Source organism: Pseudarthrobacter sp. Pseusp20 (assembly GCF_059492155.1).
On sequence record NZ_CP168521.1, the window covers coordinates 833,568 to 848,073 of the forward strand.

The 14,506-nt window shown below is 67.4% G+C and carries 15 protein-coding genes; 4 read left to right on the forward strand and 11 right to left on the reverse strand.

Annotation, left to right across the window (positions count from 1 at the left end; genetic code table 11):
• Positions 1-71: 71 nt before the first annotated feature.
• Positions 72-1,463, forward strand: coding sequence for an MFS transporter (locus ACEN9K_RS04080; protein ID WP_488315114.1), 1,392 nt, complete (start codon positions 72-74; stop codon positions 1,461-1,463).
• A 162-nt stretch (positions 1,464-1,625) separates the two neighbouring features.
• Positions 1,626-3,374, forward strand: coding sequence for a pyruvate dehydrogenase (locus ACEN9K_RS04085; RefSeq protein WP_495635214.1), 1,749 nt, complete (start codon positions 1,626-1,628; stop codon positions 3,372-3,374).
• Between the two features lie 112 nt (positions 3,375-3,486).
• Here ACEN9K_RS04085 and ACEN9K_RS04090 read toward each other — a convergent pair whose 3' ends face one another.
• The 4 genes from ACEN9K_RS04090 to ACEN9K_RS04105 all read right to left on the reverse strand — a co-directional run bounded on the left by ACEN9K_RS04090 (position 3,487) and on the right by ACEN9K_RS04105 (position 6,413).
• Positions 3,487-4,344, reverse strand: a complete 858-nt coding sequence (locus ACEN9K_RS04090; protein ID WP_495635215.1) for a hydroxymethylpyrimidine/phosphomethylpyrimidine kinase — start codon at positions 4,342-4,344, stop codon at positions 3,487-3,489.
• Positions 4,345-4,415: 71 nt separating this feature from the next.
• Complete coding sequence (locus tag ACEN9K_RS04095) at positions 4,416-4,826, reverse strand: hypothetical protein (protein ID WP_488315112.1); 411 nt, start codon at positions 4,824-4,826, stop codon at positions 4,416-4,418.
• Positions 4,823-5,734 carry a TIGR01777 family oxidoreductase gene (locus ACEN9K_RS04100; protein WP_488315111.1) on the reverse strand — a complete coding sequence of 304 codons (912 nt, stop codon included), beginning with the start codon at positions 5,732-5,734 and terminating at the stop codon, positions 4,823-4,825. Before ACEN9K_RS04100 ends, ACEN9K_RS04095 begins: the two co-directional genes overlap by 4 nt.
• Positions 5,735-5,756: 22 nt before the next feature.
• Positions 5,757-6,413: a TetR/AcrR family transcriptional regulator gene (locus tag ACEN9K_RS04105; protein WP_488315110.1), complete on the reverse strand. Its 657-nt coding sequence runs from the start codon at positions 6,411-6,413 to the stop codon at positions 5,757-5,759.
• A gap of 133 nt (positions 6,414-6,546) precedes the next feature.
• On the opposite strand from ACEN9K_RS04105, the gene ACEN9K_RS04110 reads away from it, so the two are divergent.
• The gene (locus ACEN9K_RS04110; RefSeq protein ID WP_495635216.1) at positions 6,547-7,149 is read left to right on the forward strand and encodes a queuosine precursor transporter; all 603 of its coding nucleotides are present in this window, start codon (positions 6,547-6,549) and stop codon (positions 7,147-7,149) included.
• Positions 7,150-7,271: 122 nt separating this feature from the next.
• Here the strand turns inward: ACEN9K_RS04110 and ACEN9K_RS04115 are convergent, their stop codons facing one another.
• The 7 genes from ACEN9K_RS04115 to ACEN9K_RS04145 form a co-directional block, all read right to left on the reverse strand.
• Positions 7,272-8,210 carry a type IV toxin-antitoxin system AbiEi family antitoxin domain-containing protein gene (locus ACEN9K_RS04115; protein ID WP_495635217.1) on the reverse strand — a complete coding sequence of 313 codons (939 nt, stop codon included), beginning with the start codon at positions 8,208-8,210 and terminating at the stop codon, positions 7,272-7,274.
• A 167-nt stretch (positions 8,211-8,377) separates the two neighbouring features.
• A complete protein-coding gene (locus tag ACEN9K_RS04120; RefSeq protein WP_495635218.1) occupies positions 8,378-9,127 on the reverse strand; it encodes a dienelactone hydrolase family protein in 750 nt (249 codons plus the stop codon).
• Positions 9,128-9,149: 22 nt separating this feature from the next.
• Positions 9,150-10,442: a tRNA guanosine(34) transglycosylase Tgt gene (tgt, locus tag ACEN9K_RS04125; protein ID WP_495635219.1), complete on the reverse strand. Its 1,293-nt coding sequence runs from the start codon at positions 10,440-10,442 to the stop codon at positions 9,150-9,152.
• Positions 10,443-10,493: 51 nt separating this feature from the next.
• Entirely contained in the window at positions 10,494-11,222 is a 729-nt protein-coding gene (locus ACEN9K_RS04130; protein WP_056392168.1) for an SRPBCC family protein, read from the reverse strand.
• A 72-nt stretch (positions 11,223-11,294) separates the two neighbouring features.
• Complete coding sequence (locus tag ACEN9K_RS04135) at positions 11,295-12,290, reverse strand: DUF6707 family protein (RefSeq protein WP_495635220.1); 996 nt, start codon at positions 12,288-12,290, stop codon at positions 11,295-11,297.
• Positions 12,291-12,378: 88 nt separating this feature from the next.
• Positions 12,379-12,918, reverse strand: a complete 540-nt coding sequence (locus ACEN9K_RS04140; RefSeq protein WP_018770827.1) for an NUDIX hydrolase family protein — start codon at positions 12,916-12,918, stop codon at positions 12,379-12,381.
• Between the two features lie 9 nt (positions 12,919-12,927).
• Positions 12,928-13,686, reverse strand: a complete 759-nt coding sequence (locus tag ACEN9K_RS04145; RefSeq protein WP_495635221.1) for a VOC family protein — start codon at positions 13,684-13,686, stop codon at positions 12,928-12,930.
• Positions 13,687-13,811: 125 nt separating this feature from the next.
• Here ACEN9K_RS04145 and ACEN9K_RS04150 point away from each other — a divergent pair, with 125 nt between their 5' ends.
• A complete protein-coding gene (locus ACEN9K_RS04150; RefSeq protein WP_056392165.1) occupies positions 13,812-14,420 on the forward strand; it encodes a YdeI/OmpD-associated family protein in 609 nt (202 codons plus the stop codon).
• The last annotated feature ends 86 nt before the right edge of the window (positions 14,421-14,506 follow it).

Below are 14,506 nucleotides of genomic sequence, written 5' to 3' on the forward strand. Positions count from 1 at the left end.
TGGATCACCCATACCGTGGATGAGGCCCTCCGCTGCCGGAGGCCGCCGTCACTACAAGGAGGAACTCGCCGATGAGCACCCAACAGACCGCACCCCCATCGGAGGCAGCCCAGACCCGACGGGCCGTGGGCAATATCCTGAAGGGCTCCGCCGGCAACCTTGTGGAATGGTATGACCTCTACGTCTACACCGTCTTCGCCGCTTACTTCCAGGCCCACTTCTTCAACTCCAAGGACGAGCTCCAGGCGGGCCTCGAAGCGATGGCCGTGTTCTCGACGTCGTTCCTCATGCGCCCCATCGGCGCCTGGTTCTTCGGCCGGTACGCGGACCGCAAGGGCCGCAAGGCGGCGCTCACGCTCAGCGTCACCATGATGTCCGCCGGCTCATTCGCCATCGCGGTGCTGCCCACGCAGGACGTGATCGGCCTGTGGGCCATGATCCTGCTGGTGCTGGTCCGCGTGATCCAGGGCTTCTCCGTGGGCGGCGAGTACGGCACCAGCGCCACCTACATGTCCGAGGCCGCCACCACTAAGCGGCGCGGATTCTTCTCCAGCTTCCAGTACGTCACCCTGATCGGCGGCCAGATGCTGGCCCTGCTGGTCCTGGTGATCCTGCAGAACGCCATGCCCAAGGGCGACCTCAACGAGTGGGGCTGGCGGATCCCGTTTGCCATCGGCGGCGTGGCGGCCCTTGTTGTCCTGTGGCTGCGCCGCTCCATGGAGGAGACCGTCTCCGCCGAACAGATCAACGCCGCAAAGACTCCCGCCGTGGCCGGCCAGGCCCAGCCGGGCACCATGAAGCTGCTGTTCACCGGCTACTGGAAGCCGCTGCTGGTCTGCATTGGCATCACCCTTGGCGGCACCGTGGCCTTCTACACCTACACCAACTTCATCCTGAAGTTCATGAACGATACGTCCGGCATCGCCAAGACCGACACCTCCGTGATCAACTTCTGGGCCCTGTTTATCTTCATGCTGCTGCAGCCCGTCTACGGCATCATCTCGGACAAGGTGGGCCGCAAGCCCCTGCTGCTCTGGTTCGGCATCACCGGTGTGCTGTTCACCTGGCCGCTGCTGTCCACGCTCGCCGGCACCAAGGATCCGTTCACCGCGTTCCTGCTGATGATGGGCGGCCTGCTGATCGTGGGCGGCTACACCTCCATCAATGCCCTGGTGAAGGCCGAGCTCTTCCCGGCCTCCATCCGTGCCCTGGGCGTGGGCCTGGGCTACGCGATCGCCAACTCCCTCTTCGGCGGAACCGTGCCGCTGATCGGTGCCGCCTTCCAGAAGTCCGGACGGGAGGACCTCTTCTTCACGTACGTCACGGTGGCGGTCGCCATCTCGCTGGTGGTCTACATCTTCGCCCTGAAGAACAAGAAGGCCACGCACCTTGACGCCGAACAGGGCCACGCATGGGCATCCAACGCGGCCGACGGCGAAGAGCGCGTGGGTGCCGGACGGTAGCCTTTAGCGGCACCCGGGGGCCAGCTCCCCAAGGAGGCGTACGACGGCGGCTGCCAGGCCGCCGTCGTACGCCTCCTCTGCATGCCCGTCAGGTGCCAGCCCAGGTGGGCGGACTATATTGGGCCATGTCAGCCACCACCACAAACGCGGGAGTCTGCACCCATGGCCAAGGAACTTGCCACCCAGCTCATCGAACAACTCCAGGCTGCCGGCGTGCAGCGGATCTACGGGATTGTGGGTGACAGCCTCAACCCGATCGTGGACGCCGTCCGCCAGACGGGTGGCGCCGCGAAGGGCGGCATCGACTGGATCCACGTCCGCCATGAGGAAGCGGCCGCCTTTGCCGCGGCTGCAGAGGCGCAACTCACCGGCAAGCTCGCGGTCTGTGCCGGATCCTGCGGCCCCGGGAACCTGCACCTGATCAACGGCCTCTACGACGCCAACCGGTCCGGCGCGCCGGTGCTGGCCATCGCCTCGCACATTCCCAGCAAGCAGATCGGCAGCAGCTTCTTCCAGGAGACCCACCCGGACCGGCTGTTCAACGAGTGCTCGGTGTATTCGGAGCTGGTCAGCACCGCGGAGCAGGCGCCCCGCGTGATGCACAGCGCCATCCAGCACGCGCTGGGACTCGGCGGAGTCGCCGTCGTGACCCTTCCCGGCGACATCGCAGGCCTGGAAGCCACGGCACCCACGCCGCTCCCGGCCACCTTCCGGCCGGCCAGCCTGGTCCCGGACCCGGCAAGCGTCCAGGCCCTCGCGGACGCCATCAACGACGCCGGCAAGGTGGCCATTTTCGCCGGCGCCGGCGTGGAGGGGGCGCACGGCGAGCTGATGGCGCTCGCCGAACTGGCCAAGGCGCCGGTGGGGCACTCCCTGCGCGGCAAGGACTTCGTCCAGTACAACAACCCGTTCGATATCGGCATGACCGGGCTGCTGGGCTACGGTGCCGCGGCGGAGGGGATCGAGGACGCGGACCTGCTGATCCTCCTCGGCACGGATTTCCCGTATGACCAGTTCCTGCCCAACACCAGGACCGCGCAGGTGGACCGGGCGGCGCACCGGCTGGGCCGCCGGACGGACGTGGACATCGCCGTCCACGGCGACGTGCTCCCCACCCTGCGCGCACTGCTGCCGCTGGTGAAGGCGAAGAAGAGCCGCCGGTTCCTGGACCACATGCTCAAGAAGCACGACCGGCTGATGAACAAGGCGGTGGGCGCCTACACCCGCAAAGTGGAGAAGAAGCAGCCCATCCACCCGGAGTACGCGGCCTCGCTGCTGGACCAGGTGGCGGCGGAGGACGCCATTTTCACGGCCGATACCGGCATGTGCAACGTCTGGACCGCGCGCTACATCAACCCGCTGGGCACCCGCCGGCTGATCGGGTCCTTCCTCCACGGCTCCATGGCCAACGCCCTCCCGCATGCCATCGGGGCTCAGCTGGCCAACCCGGGCCGCCAGGTCATCTCGGTTTCGGGTGACGGCGGGCTGTCCATGCTGCTGGGCGAGCTGATCACCGCGGCCGCGTACAAGCTGCCAGTCAACGTGGTGCTGTTCAACAACTCCACCCTGGGCATGGTCAAGCTGGAGATGCTGGTGGACGGGCTGCCCGACTTCGGCGTGGACGTGCCGGACGCCAACTATGCGGCCGTGGCCAAAGCCCTGGGCTTCCATGCCGTGCGGGTGACCGATCCTGCGCAGATCGAGTCGGCGTACCGGGAGGCCTTCGCCCACCCGGGCCCGTCACTGGTGGAGCTGATCACCGATCCCAAGGCGCTGTCCATCCCGCCCAAGATTTCCGGCTCGCAGGTGATCGGATTCGCCACCGCCATGTCCAAGGTGGTCCTGAACCGCGGGGCGGGCGAGGCCGTGAGCATGGCCCGCAGCAACCTGCGCAACATCCCCCGGCGCTAGCCACACGTCGAGCTCGCCGGGAACTGCCGGGTTCGCCGGGAACTGCCGGGTTCGCCGCAAATTCCCGGCGATCTCGAGGGTTTCCGGCGAACCCGGCGCGGGGAGATCGGTTCTACCGGGCGCCGCCCTGCCAGAGGGCGTCGAACGGGGCGCCGGAGGCAACACGGTTGCGGATGCCGGCGGTGACGAAGTCCTTTGCGGTCCGTGCAGCCTCCAGCGGGCTGGCGCCCTTGGCCAGCTCCGCGGTCACGGCCGCGGCGAGTGAGCAGCCGGCACCGGAGACGGCAACTTCGCCCACCTTCGGGGCGGTGAGGACTTCCAGGGTTTCGCCGTCGTAGAAGACGTCGACGGCGTCCGGGCCGTCCAGCCGAACCCCGCCCTTGGCAAGAACTGCCGCGCCGCTGAGTTCGTGGATGCGGACGGCGGCGGCCTTCAACGACTCGATGTCGGTGATTTCCAGGCCGGACAGGGACTCCGCCTCGAAGTGGTTGGGCGTGACGAACGTTGCCAGCGGCAGGATCTGCGCCTTCAGGGCCTGGTCCGTGTCCAGCGCGTGCCCGGGCTCCTGGCCCTTGCAGATCAGCACCGGGTCCAGGACAACGTTGGCGAAGCTGTTCTCCTGCAGGGCAGACGCCACCGTGCTGATGGTCGCGGGGCTGCCCAGCATGCCGATCTTCACGGTGTCCAGGGCGGAAGGGGCGCCCGACGCCGCACCGTACGCCGCCGTCGTCGCCTCCAGTTGGTCGGCAATCACCTGTTGGTCCACCGGCACGAAGCGGTGGTTCCAGCTGTCCTTGGGGTCGAAGGACACGATGCAGGTCAGGTTGGCGATGCCGAAGACGCCCAGTTCCTGGAAGGTCTTCAGGTCCGCCTGCGCGCCGGCGCCGCCGGTGGCTTCGGAGCCGGCGATAGTGAGGACGACGGCGGGGCCTGCGGCGGACAGCGTTGCGTCAGGGGTAGCGGAAGTCATGCACCCATCCTGCCACCCGCCGTCGGACGCTTTCCATGTGTCACCGGACAGGGCGCCGGGACGCCGTATGGTCAGGGTTCCAGCGGTGGGCCGGGCTTCTGCGCAGCCACGGGTTCCCGCGCGGGCGCGTCATGGATTGTGACGAGGCCGGACACAGCTGCCCGCCCCAGCGCCGCGCAGCACCCCGTCCACAGGACCATGCCCCGCATCGCGGACCAGTGGCTGCCTGTGATGAACATGAGCGTAAGCATCCCGGTTGCCAGCCCTGCCACGCCGACGGCCAGGACGTGCAGCAGCTGGTTGCGGACGGTCCGCATGCAAATCCCGGCAGCCAGCGCCAGGGGCATTCCCAGAAGCAGTGCGGCGAGCGTTCCGTAGAGATAGCCGGGGAAGCCCAGGGGGAACCCGAAGACCAGGACCGCAAGGCCCGCGCCGGGAAGGAACGCGCCTGGACCGAAGGTGACGCGGAGCGGGCGGCTCATTCCCGGCCCTTGGCGATCTGCAGCAGTGCCCGGCCCAGCTCCGGCTGGCTGTAGACGAAGCCCGCGTCGAGGAGTTTCTGCGGCTGGACCCACCTGCTTTTGAGCACAAGCTCGGTTTCGGTGCGGATCAGGACGGCCCCTGCACGGAGGAGCCACGCAGGGGTGGGGAGCCCGAAGCGGGCGCCGTAGGCGCGCCGCACCAGGCGCATCATTTCCCGGTTGCTCACCACGTCCGGCGACGCCACATTAGCGGGTCCGGTGACGTCGGTCCGCATATGCAGGAAGCGGATGCTGCGGTACAGGTCCTCCACGTGGATCCAGCTGAACTTCTGCCTGCCGTCGCCCATGTGGCCGCCCAGGCCCAGCCGCGCCAGGTTGGCGAACGGCGCCAGCGCGCCGCCGCCGCGGCCCAGCACGATGGCGATTCGCAGCGGGATCTTCCGGGTGGCCGGCGTGGTGGCCGCCGCGAGGGCGGCCTCCCACGCTTTGGCCACGTCCACGGAGAACCCGGAGCCAAGCTCGCCGTCGGTTTCAGGCTGGGGGCGGTCTCTGGCATCGCGGTAGATGGTGCCGGTGCTGGCATTCAACCAGGTCGACGGCGGCTCCGGGCATTGTGCGATGGCACGCCCGAGCGCCTGGGTGGTGGCCACGCGCGAGTCCATGATGATCGCCTTGTTCCGCCGGTTGTAGCGGCAGGAGACGGACCGTCCGGCGAGGTTCACCACCAGCTCGGCGCCGTTGAGCACCCGCACCATGCCGGCGTCGTCATCCCATCCGGCTGCGGCGCTGCCCGTTCCCTTGCGTCCAATGGTGCGCACGGTCCATCCGTCTTCCTGGAAGCGCCGGCGAAGGTACGTGCCGATGAAGCCGGAAGCCCCCGCCACCACAACTGTCTTTGTGCAGCCCATCTTTTCCCCCAATGCTTCTTCTCTAATCGCGGATGCTGCGGCCCAGGTCCAGGACGTCGTCCAACACCTTGCTGACTCCCGGGATGCGGGCCAGAGCGAGACCGCGGGCAATGAGTGGGGCCGCGCCGTCCACCAGCCTCCTGGTCCGCCGCTGGCTCTCCGAGGCGTCATAGACCCAGAAGAGGGTGATGCCCATGTAGCAGAGCCACAGCAGCTCCGGCAGATCGGTCCGCAGTTTCTTCGGTACGCCGGGCCGGGCCCCATGCACAGTGCGCCTGAAGATGTCCAGGGAGGCCTCGCGCGCAGGCGTGGACCGTGCTGAGAAGGGGTTCACCGGTGATGTTGGCCGGATTGCGGTGGCAACGAAGTCCGCACCGAACCGGTGGTAGGGGGCCATGACGTCAAGGCCGGCATGCAGCGTGGCCTTCAGGCGCTCAGTCAGGGAAGCGGTCCCGTCCAGCGCTTCCGAGGCCCGCGCCGCGTGCTCTGCCTGCACCTGGATGTACAGCTCGTGGACCAGGTCATCCTTGGACGCGAAGTAGTAATAGGCGTTGCCGACGGAGACGCCTGCCCCGGCGGCGATGGCGCGCATGGTGGTCTTCTCGAACCCGATATCTCGGAACATGCGCAGCGCCGTGTCCGCCACCAGCTGCCTGGTCTGTTCGCTCTTCGCTGCCATCGGCATCCCCATTCTTTGAACATGTTCAAAAGCACTGTGCCACAATAGTTGAACATGTTCAAAAACTTTCCGGGCTAATCAACCCTTCTCCTTGGGGAGCTTTGCCACGCGGCCCGGTGCGAGAATGGCACGAGTGGTGGCATTCGGCCCCATCGTCACCGACGGCGGCTTCTTCCTCTTCCCGCTGGCTTACATCCTCGGCGACGTGATCAGTGAGGTCTACGGCTTCAAGGTGGCCCGCAAAGCCATTTTCACCACATTCGCGCTGTCCGTCTTCGCGTCCCTCTGCTACTGGGTTGTCATTGCGCTGCCCGGGTTCGACGACGAGTACGGTGCCGCCAAGCAGTCCGCCCTGGAAGGGGCGCTTGGCCCCGTGCCACAAATCGTCCTGGCCTCCCTGCTGGCATTCCTGGCGGGGCAGACCATCAATTCCTGGATCCTGGTCCGGATGAAGGCCCGCACCGGGGAGAAGTCCCTATGGGCGCGGCTCATGGGATCCTCGGGCGCCGGGGAGTTTGTGGACACGCTGATCTTCTGCAGCATCGCCGCACCCGTCATCGGCATCGCCGACCCCGGCAGCTTCGTGAACTACGTGCTGGTGGGTTTCGTCTACAAGACCGTGGTGGAGTTCCTCTTCGTCCCCGTGACCTCGCTGGTCATTAACTGGGTCAAGCGTCGCGAGCCCAGTTACGGCGTCGCGGACCACGCCGCGGAAGCGGTGACAAACGCCGCATAGCTGCCGCCCGGCGTCGTACGTTCCAACTGCTGATCGCGTGGGATCGCCGGAAAGCTGCCGGATCGCCGGAAATTACCGGCGGCCTGGTCCCGTTCCGGCGGTTTGGCGCTCCGGCGGCGTGGCTAGGGCCGGAGCGCAGCAAGGACACGGGCTTTGAACTCATGTTCACGGAAAAGGTCGGCCCATGTCAGGCGAAGGAAGGTCCAGCCATTCTCGGTCAGGGCCTTCTCCCGCTGCCGCTCCTGAAACAGCACCTCAGCCGTTGGCCCGTAGTCGAAGTACTTCGTTTTCCCGTCGAATTCGAGTGCCACCTTCTTATCCTTCCAGGCGAAATCCAGCCGGTACCGGCCAGCACGTGTTGCCACCAACACTTGAGGCTCCGGCAGGGGAAGTTTCAGCCGCGTCAGGAGTTCGCGGGTTAGTGTTTCACCAGCTGACTCCGAACGTGGATCTGCGTGGGTAAGGGCGCGCCGGAGAGTCCGGACCCCGCGGCGTCTCTCCAGGCCCTCGGCCATGCTTTCCAGGAGGGTTTTGTCGGCCCCAAGCCGGAGGGCGTGATCGGTGAGCACCAGGGCCTGCCGGTAACCCAGCATCATGGCGCAATCCACTACCGTCCGCTCCAGCGAGGTCGCCCTGAGGCCGCCGAGGGTTACCACCTCCGACGCTGTCCACGGCCGGGTATGGCCCCGGACATCCTTGCCGAGCCGCTCGCTGGAAGGGTTCCCCGGCAGCAGAAGGTGGATCGTGTCATCGACTGCCCACAAGTGCAGACCGTGCAGCCGGGCGGCAGAGGTATGGCTGTACACATAGCCGCCCGCAGACCTGGTCAGCGTCCCGTGCGCGTGGGCGCGAATCAACTGCTTGCTGCGGACGGGACTTGTCTGCTTCTCCCACAGCTCAGCGCGGATGTAGCAGCCGTGGCGAAGACGTACCAGCTTCCCGTGGAGGACCAATGCCTTGATGGCCCGGGAATTGAGGCCCCTCTCGTGCAACTGCCCCGTCCGCCACAGGTTGCCGGTGCTCGGAAGGGAGGGGAGGCGGACTGGCGGCTGGGGTGTCATCCCGACAGGATCCTGCCGCTGCGACAGCTCAGGAAGGCGCCGCCGTCGTCATGTGGAAAACCTGCCAGGACCGTCCTGCCTCCCGGGATCGCCGGAACCCGTCCGGCTCGCCGCAACGTTCCGGCGATCCGGCAGCTTTCCGGCGAGTTCGACGGCGGCCGGCCGGGTCAGCCCTTCAGTGTCCCGTCCAGGAGGGCACGCAGCTCACGGAAATGGCGTTCGGTGGCATCAGGGTGGAAGGCCGACGTGTCCGCCATCGTGTACCCGTGGGGCGCCCCTTCATAGATGACGTTGGACGCCTCGAGCCCCGCAGCCTGGAGCGCCTTGCCCAGCCGGGCGACGGCGTCGGGAGCCATGCTCCGGTCATGGTCCGCGTGGCCGAACACGAACCGGGCCCGCGCCTTCCCGAGCCCAAGGTGCGGGCTGTCCGGCTCGTCAGTGGCCAGTCCGCCGGCGTGGAAGCCGCCGCAGGCAGCCACCACTTCAGGGTGGGAGGTGGCGGTGCGCACAGCCAGCCGGGCGCCCATGCAGTAGCCCACGGTGCCGATGGGGCCGGGGGTGACGCCGTCCAGTGCCGCCAGCGCCGAAATCCACGCGTCGATGTCCGGCAGCGCCTTGTCAGGAGTCAGGCGGCCAATCCGCGGGAAGGCGGCCCTGCCCGCCGCTTCCCGGCCTTGCTGGGTGGTCATGTCCGTGGCGGGGGCGAGTTCGGCGGCCGTTCCGTCCCGGTAGAAAACGTTGGGGGCCAGCACCACATAGCCCCAGTCGGCGATGCGCTGGGCCATCTCCTGGATGCGGGGGCGCAGGCCGAAGGCGTCCATGTAAAGGATGACGCCGGGAAAAGGACCGGCTCCGGTGGACGGGCGGGCCACCAAGGCCTCTGCAGTACCTTCCGCGGCAGGGATATCAATGAGCATCCGGCCAGCCTAGCGGACGTGCCTAGGAGTAGTACCGGCCCAGGGTTTCCGCCTTGAAATCGAAGAAGGTGCCGGACTCGATGGCCAGCCGGGCGTCATCCACCATCTTCACCACGAACCGCTCGTTGTGGATGGAGATCAGGGTGGCGGACAGCATCTCCTTGGCCTTGAACAGGTGGTGGATGTACGCCCGCGAGTAGTTGGCGCAGGCGTAGCAGTCGCAGCCTTCCTGCAGCGGCCCGAAATCGCGCTTGTACTTGGCGCCCGAGAGATTGAACCGGCCGTCCGGGGTGTAGAACGCGGAATTCCGGGCCACCCGGGTGGGGGAGACGCAGTCGAAGGTGTCGGCACCGTTTTCGATGGCCGTGAAAATGTCATCCGGCTCGGAGATCCCCAGCAGGTGGCGTGGCTTGTCCTCCGGCAGTTCCTCGTTGCACCACCGCACGATGGTGCCCAGGTTCTCCTTCTCCAACGCCCCGCCGATCCCGAACCCGTCGAACGGCATGGCACCCAGGTCCCGGCAGGCCTTCCGGCGAAGGTCCTCGTACTGGGCGCCCTGGATCACGCCGAACAGTGCCTGGTACGGCTTGCCGGCCCGTGCCTCCGTGAGGCGGAAGTGCTCCTCGAGGCACCGCTCCGCCCACAGGCGCGTGCGCTCCAGCGACTCCTCCTGGTAGCCACGTGAGTTCTGCAGGGTGGTGAGCTCGTCGAACGCGAACATGATGTCCGCCCCGATCTGGTGCTGGACCTGCATGGAGATCTCGGGGGAGAACCGGTGGCGGTCCCCGTTGAGGTGGCTCTTGAACCAGACGCCATCGTCGTCGATATGGGCCAGGCGTTCCTTGCCGGGGGCCACGGCATCGTCCGGTCCGGGCGCGCCCGCGGCGGCCACAGTCTTCATGTCGATGACCTTCTTGAACCCGGAGCCCAGGCTCATCACCTGGAATCCGCCGGAGTCCGTGAAGGTGGGGCCCGGCCAGTTCATGAAGGCACCCAGGCCGCCGGCCTCGTCCAGGATGTCCGGCCCCGGCTGCAGGTACAGGTGGTAGGCGTTGGCCAGCAGCGCCTGGGCGCCCAGGTCTGCCATGGATTCCGGCAGTACGGACTTCACCGTGGCTTTGGTCCCGACGGCGATGAACGCCGGCGTCTGGATTTCACCGTGCGGCGTGGTGATGGTGCCGGTGCGGCCCAGGAACTCCCCGCCGTTTTCAGCCGTCCGGGCAGAGGGCGGACAGGTCTCCGCCAGGCGGGTGCCCACCGTGAAGGAAAACTGTGACCGGGTATCAGGCAGGGCAAAGGCGGGATCGGCAGGCACGGTACCAGTGTGCCAGCAATTGGCGCTGCCCCAATAAACCAGCCGGCGCCGTCAGCTGACCGGTTCCGAGTCCGGGTAGTTCCTGGAACGCCACGAATCCCAGGCGGACCGGATGGCGTCAACCTTGCCGGCGCCCAGGTCGTAGGTGGAGGCGATGACCAGCGACCCTTCACCCTCTGCCCGGACGTCCTTGATGGCGGGATGGTCGGCCACCACCAGCAGCCCCTCGCCATGCTCTGCGTAGCCGTGCACCGTGAGTCCCACCTGGTGGCTGGTCCGGTACCAGACCTTGCCGCTGATTTCCTCTCCGGTATCCAAGGTGACCTGGTACGGCTCGCCCGGGGCAGGGAGGTCGGCCAGCCCCAGCTTCTCAATCGCGGAGCCCTTCCCCTCTGTCAGGTGCAGGAACAGGGTGTGCCGCTTGCCGTGCGGGTGGCGTTCCAGGGCAAAGCGGAGCTGCTGCAGAAAGGTCAGCCAGCCCTGGGTGATGTCCTCGTCCCAGGCAGCCCACTCGGAGTCGTGATCCATGGCCCCGCGGGTGACGCTGACCCGGGTTCCGCCGGCCACCGGGTGAAGCTCGAACGTGTCCCCGCCGTGGACGGTGAGGCTGGTATGGTCCGCGGATTCCTCCACGTCGCTGGAAAAGTAGATCTCCTTGATCTCGGACTCCAGGTCCTCGGCCTGCCAGCCGTGCCACTGGGCTACCTTGGACGGTTCACGCAGCATGGTCCAGACCTGCGGCGCGTCGGCGTTGATCACTACGCTGAGATTGTTGGTCATAGCCCCGAATGTACAACTCCGGCTACGCCCCGGGTAGGGGTAATTTCCCCCGCCCCGAAGCCGGTCCTGCGGTCAGGACCGGACAGCCTCCAGCTCATTGCTGATCCGGCGTTCCAGCTCGGGCATCCCGATGGTTTCCGAGCCGCCGTGGGCCCGCAGGAACAGCAGGCTTTCCAGCCGCAGCAACCGCCATTCACGCTCGGCATCGTGGTTGGAGTTGTCGATGGAGCGGAAGATTTCCTTGTCGTACAGGTTGGGTTCGTTGAGTGAGCGCTGCCGCACCTTGGCGGCCATGCGTGCCTTGAACGCATCCGTTTCCTGGTTTTCCGGGGTGCGGATCAGCTTCTCATAGACCTCGGCGCGTTCGTCCTGGCCGTCCTGCCGGCAGATGTAGCTGGCCAGGGCGAGGGAGGCCTCCACCGAGGTCCACCGGCCGGGGTTCCCGTCATAGGGCAGCACGGTGAGGAGGTCAGCCACGGCCAGAGCCCCGTCGGCATCCTTGAGCGTGATGAACAATTCGTGCGCCAGGTCGGTAAGGTCCTTCAGGCAGCTTCCGGACTTGAAGTTGACGCCCTTGGAGAGCCGGTCGGCCAGGAGCAGGACGCCCTCGGCATCCGGGTGGGCCTCGGCGGCGGCTTCCACCACGGACTCAGGGGTGCCGGCCGGAGCCGGGATGAGGGCGAGTTCCTCCTCGCTGGGTCCGGTCGCCGCGGGCGGTACCGGCGGCAGGGGAGGTACGACGACGGCGGGCGCCACGGTGATGGGCCCGGTCCCGGCGGTTTCCACCGGGGGTGTGGCTTCCGGGAGGTCAGCCGGCAGCGGCAGCTGGGTGACGTCGTCGTGCGTTCCGTCCAAAACGGTGACGGTGGCACCTATGGCGACCCGCAGCGTCCCGCCGCCGGAGAGGCTTGCCAGCACCAGTGCCGGGGAGCCGAAATCGTCCCGCTCAAGCTCCACCTGGTCGATTTCGGCGGTGCGGTGGCCGTCCGGAAGGAGGATGTGGGTGCCGGTGGTCAGAGATCCAGCCTGCTGTTCACGGTGGTGCCTGGCGGCTGGTGATTCGGTCATGGGAGTCCTTAAGTTCTCTTGCGGTCCGCCCTACAGTCTACAAAGGCGGGCGCCTAAAACCGGGGACCCCCAGGTCCCGGCGCGGATGTCAGAAGCCCACACCTGCGAACGCCAGGGCCTGCCGGATGAGGCCGCCGCGGCCGCCCGCGAACTCCATCTGGACGCCAGGGCTGAGGACTTCCTCGGGGGTCATCCATGTCAGTTCCAGGGCGTCCTGGCGGGGTTCGCACTCGCCCGTGACCGGGATGATGTAGGCCAAGGACACGGCGTGTTGCCGCTCGTCGGTGAACCCCGTCTGGGACGGTGCCGGGAAGTATTCGGCCACCGTGAACGGCACGGGGCTGAGCGGCAGCTGCGGAAACGCCAGGGGGCCCAGGTCCTTCTCCATGTGCCGCAGCAGGGCGGCGCGGATGGTTTCGCGGTAGATGACCCGGCCGGAGACCAGGGACCGCACCATGGTCCCGTCGGCGTCGGCCTGCAGCAGCGTGCCCACCTCGTTGACGTACCCCAGCGGATCCAGCCTGACCGGCACGGCCTCCACGTACACCATGGGCAGCCGCCCGCGGGCCTCAAAGAGGTCTTCTTCAGAGAGCCAGCCGGGATTCGGGTCAGGTGTGCGCACGTTCATGGTTAAGTTCTACCCCATGGGGCGGTGCTGGGAGATCCAGAGCGTGGCGGGCGCGTTGGGGCTGCCCACGTCCGGATTGGCCACGTGAAGGGTGCTCCCAAAGGCTTCCTCGGTCAGGCTGGCCGAGAAACCGGCACCGGCGAGGCGCTCCCGCAACGGTTCCAGCCCGCCGTCGTATTCGAAGCCCAGGCCTGAGCGCGGGGGCCCCGACGCCGGGCGCACCAGGAGGACGCCGCCGTTCTTGGCCGTGAAATCGGCGGTTTCGTCGTTGTCCGGCACCGGCCGGGGACGCGCGCCGGCGTGCAGCAGGGTGCGGATGGCTGCCTCCGCGTCCGGGGTGTACCAGACGCCGGCGACGGCCAGTGCGGGATCGGCATCGGCGCACTGGGCGCCGTGGACGGCCTTGTCCGCCAGGAAGCTGAATCCGTCCGGCGCGGTGACCCGGCAGGCCTCACCGTGGTCCGTTGCGACGAGTTCGGCCGGCTGCGTTGGTTCCTCTTGCGTTCCGTCCGCCTGCGGTCCGCCCTCCTGGGCGGACAGGTTGGTGCGGCGGGCGAACTCCGCCACGTCGCCCACTTCCACCCCAAACACGGTGCGGCCGTCCTGGCCGGACCCTGCCTCGGCGCCGTGCAAAGCCAGGCGGCCTGACGCGGAGTCGAAGACCTGCCACCCGCCGTCGTCCTCTGTCTGGACCATTCCCAGGGCGGTGAGGAACTGCTTCCAGGGCTCGATGCGGGACGTGAAGTGGACGGGACGGACTCGGAGCATGGCATTGTCCTTGATGCTGGTTGACGGGCGGCCGTGGGTGACGGCTGCTGTATGGCCATGATGCCACCGGAAGCGCCGGCGCACACAGGGCTTGTGGCCTGGGATTCTCCGGGCAGAATGGGGCCATGGCCGATGACCTCGAGGAACTGCTGGTACCTGACGCTGCCGCCTGGCGTGCATGGCTGGAAGAAAACCACAGGACCAGCCCGGGAGTGTGGCTGGTCCTGCACAAGAAGGGCGGCACGGTAACCGGCCTGGACTACCCGGCGGCGCTGGACGAGGCACTCTGCTTTGGCTGGATCGACGGGCAGCTGCGGCGCCGGGATGATGAAAGCTCCTTCCAGCGGATGACGCCGCGGCGTCCGCGGAGCGTCTGGTCCGCCCGGAACGTGGGGCACGTTGCGCGCCTGGAAGAGGAGGGGAAAATGACCGACGCCGGCAGGGCGGCGGTGGAGGCGGCCAAGGCGGACGGCCGCTGGGACGCAGCGTACGGCGGGCAGGCCGACGTGAAGGTTCCGGCAGACCTGGCTGCCGCGATTGCCGCGAACCCCGAGGCCCAGGCGATGTTCGACGTCCTCACTAAAACCAACCTGTTCGCCCTGGTGTACAGGACCAATTCGGCCAAGCAGGCAGCCACCCGGGAACGCCGGATCGCGGGGTTCGTGGAGATGCTGGCCCGCGGCGAAACCCCGTTTCCGCAGAAGAAGCGCCCTGCCGGCCAGGACCGGCAATAGTTCATGACGCTCCGGGATTCGGTTCCCGGGCGCCGGGCCGGTAAAATTGACGGTTCACTTGCGCTGGTGCCGTTCCCCGAACCCGG

Coding starts and splice junctions, on each gene's coding strand:
- ACEN9K_RS04080 (WP_488315114.1), top strand. CDS start 72: ATGAGCACCCAACAGACCGCACCCCCATCGGAGGCAGCCCAGACCCGA.
- ACEN9K_RS04085 (WP_495635214.1), top strand. CDS start 1,626: ATGGCCAAGGAACTTGCCACCCAGCTCATCGAACAACTCCAGGCTGCC.
- ACEN9K_RS04090 (WP_495635215.1), bottom strand. CDS start 4,344: ATGACTTCCGCTACCCCTGACGCAACGCTGTCCGCCGCAGGCCCCGCC.
- ACEN9K_RS04095 (WP_488315112.1), bottom strand. CDS start 4,826: ATGAGCCGCCCGCTCCGCGTCACCTTCGGTCCAGGCGCGTTCCTTCCC.
- ACEN9K_RS04100 (WP_488315111.1), bottom strand. CDS start 5,734: ATGGGCTGCACAAAGACAGTTGTGGTGGCGGGGGCTTCCGGCTTCATC.
- ACEN9K_RS04105 (WP_488315110.1), bottom strand. CDS start 6,413: ATGGCAGCGAAGAGCGAACAGACCAGGCAGCTGGTGGCGGACACGGCG.
- ACEN9K_RS04115 (WP_495635217.1), bottom strand. CDS start 8,210: ATGACACCCCAGCCGCCAGTCCGCCTCCCCTCCCTTCCGAGCACCGGC.
- ACEN9K_RS04120 (WP_495635218.1), bottom strand. CDS start 9,127: ATGCTCATTGATATCCCTGCCGCGGAAGGTACTGCAGAGGCCTTGGTG.
- ACEN9K_RS04130 (WP_056392168.1), bottom strand. CDS start 11,222: ATGACCAACAATCTCAGCGTAGTGATCAACGCCGACGCGCCGCAGGTC.
- ACEN9K_RS04135 (WP_495635220.1), bottom strand. CDS start 12,290: ATGACCGAATCACCAGCCGCCAGGCACCACCGTGAACAGCAGGCTGGA.
- ACEN9K_RS04140 (WP_018770827.1), bottom strand. CDS start 12,918: ATGAACGTGCGCACACCTGACCCGAATCCCGGCTGGCTCTCTGAAGAA.
- ACEN9K_RS04145 (WP_495635221.1), bottom strand. CDS start 13,686: ATGCTCCGAGTCCGTCCCGTCCACTTCACGTCCCGCATCGAGCCCTGG.
- ACEN9K_RS04150 (WP_056392165.1), top strand. CDS start 13,812: ATGGCCGATGACCTCGAGGAACTGCTGGTACCTGACGCTGCCGCCTGG.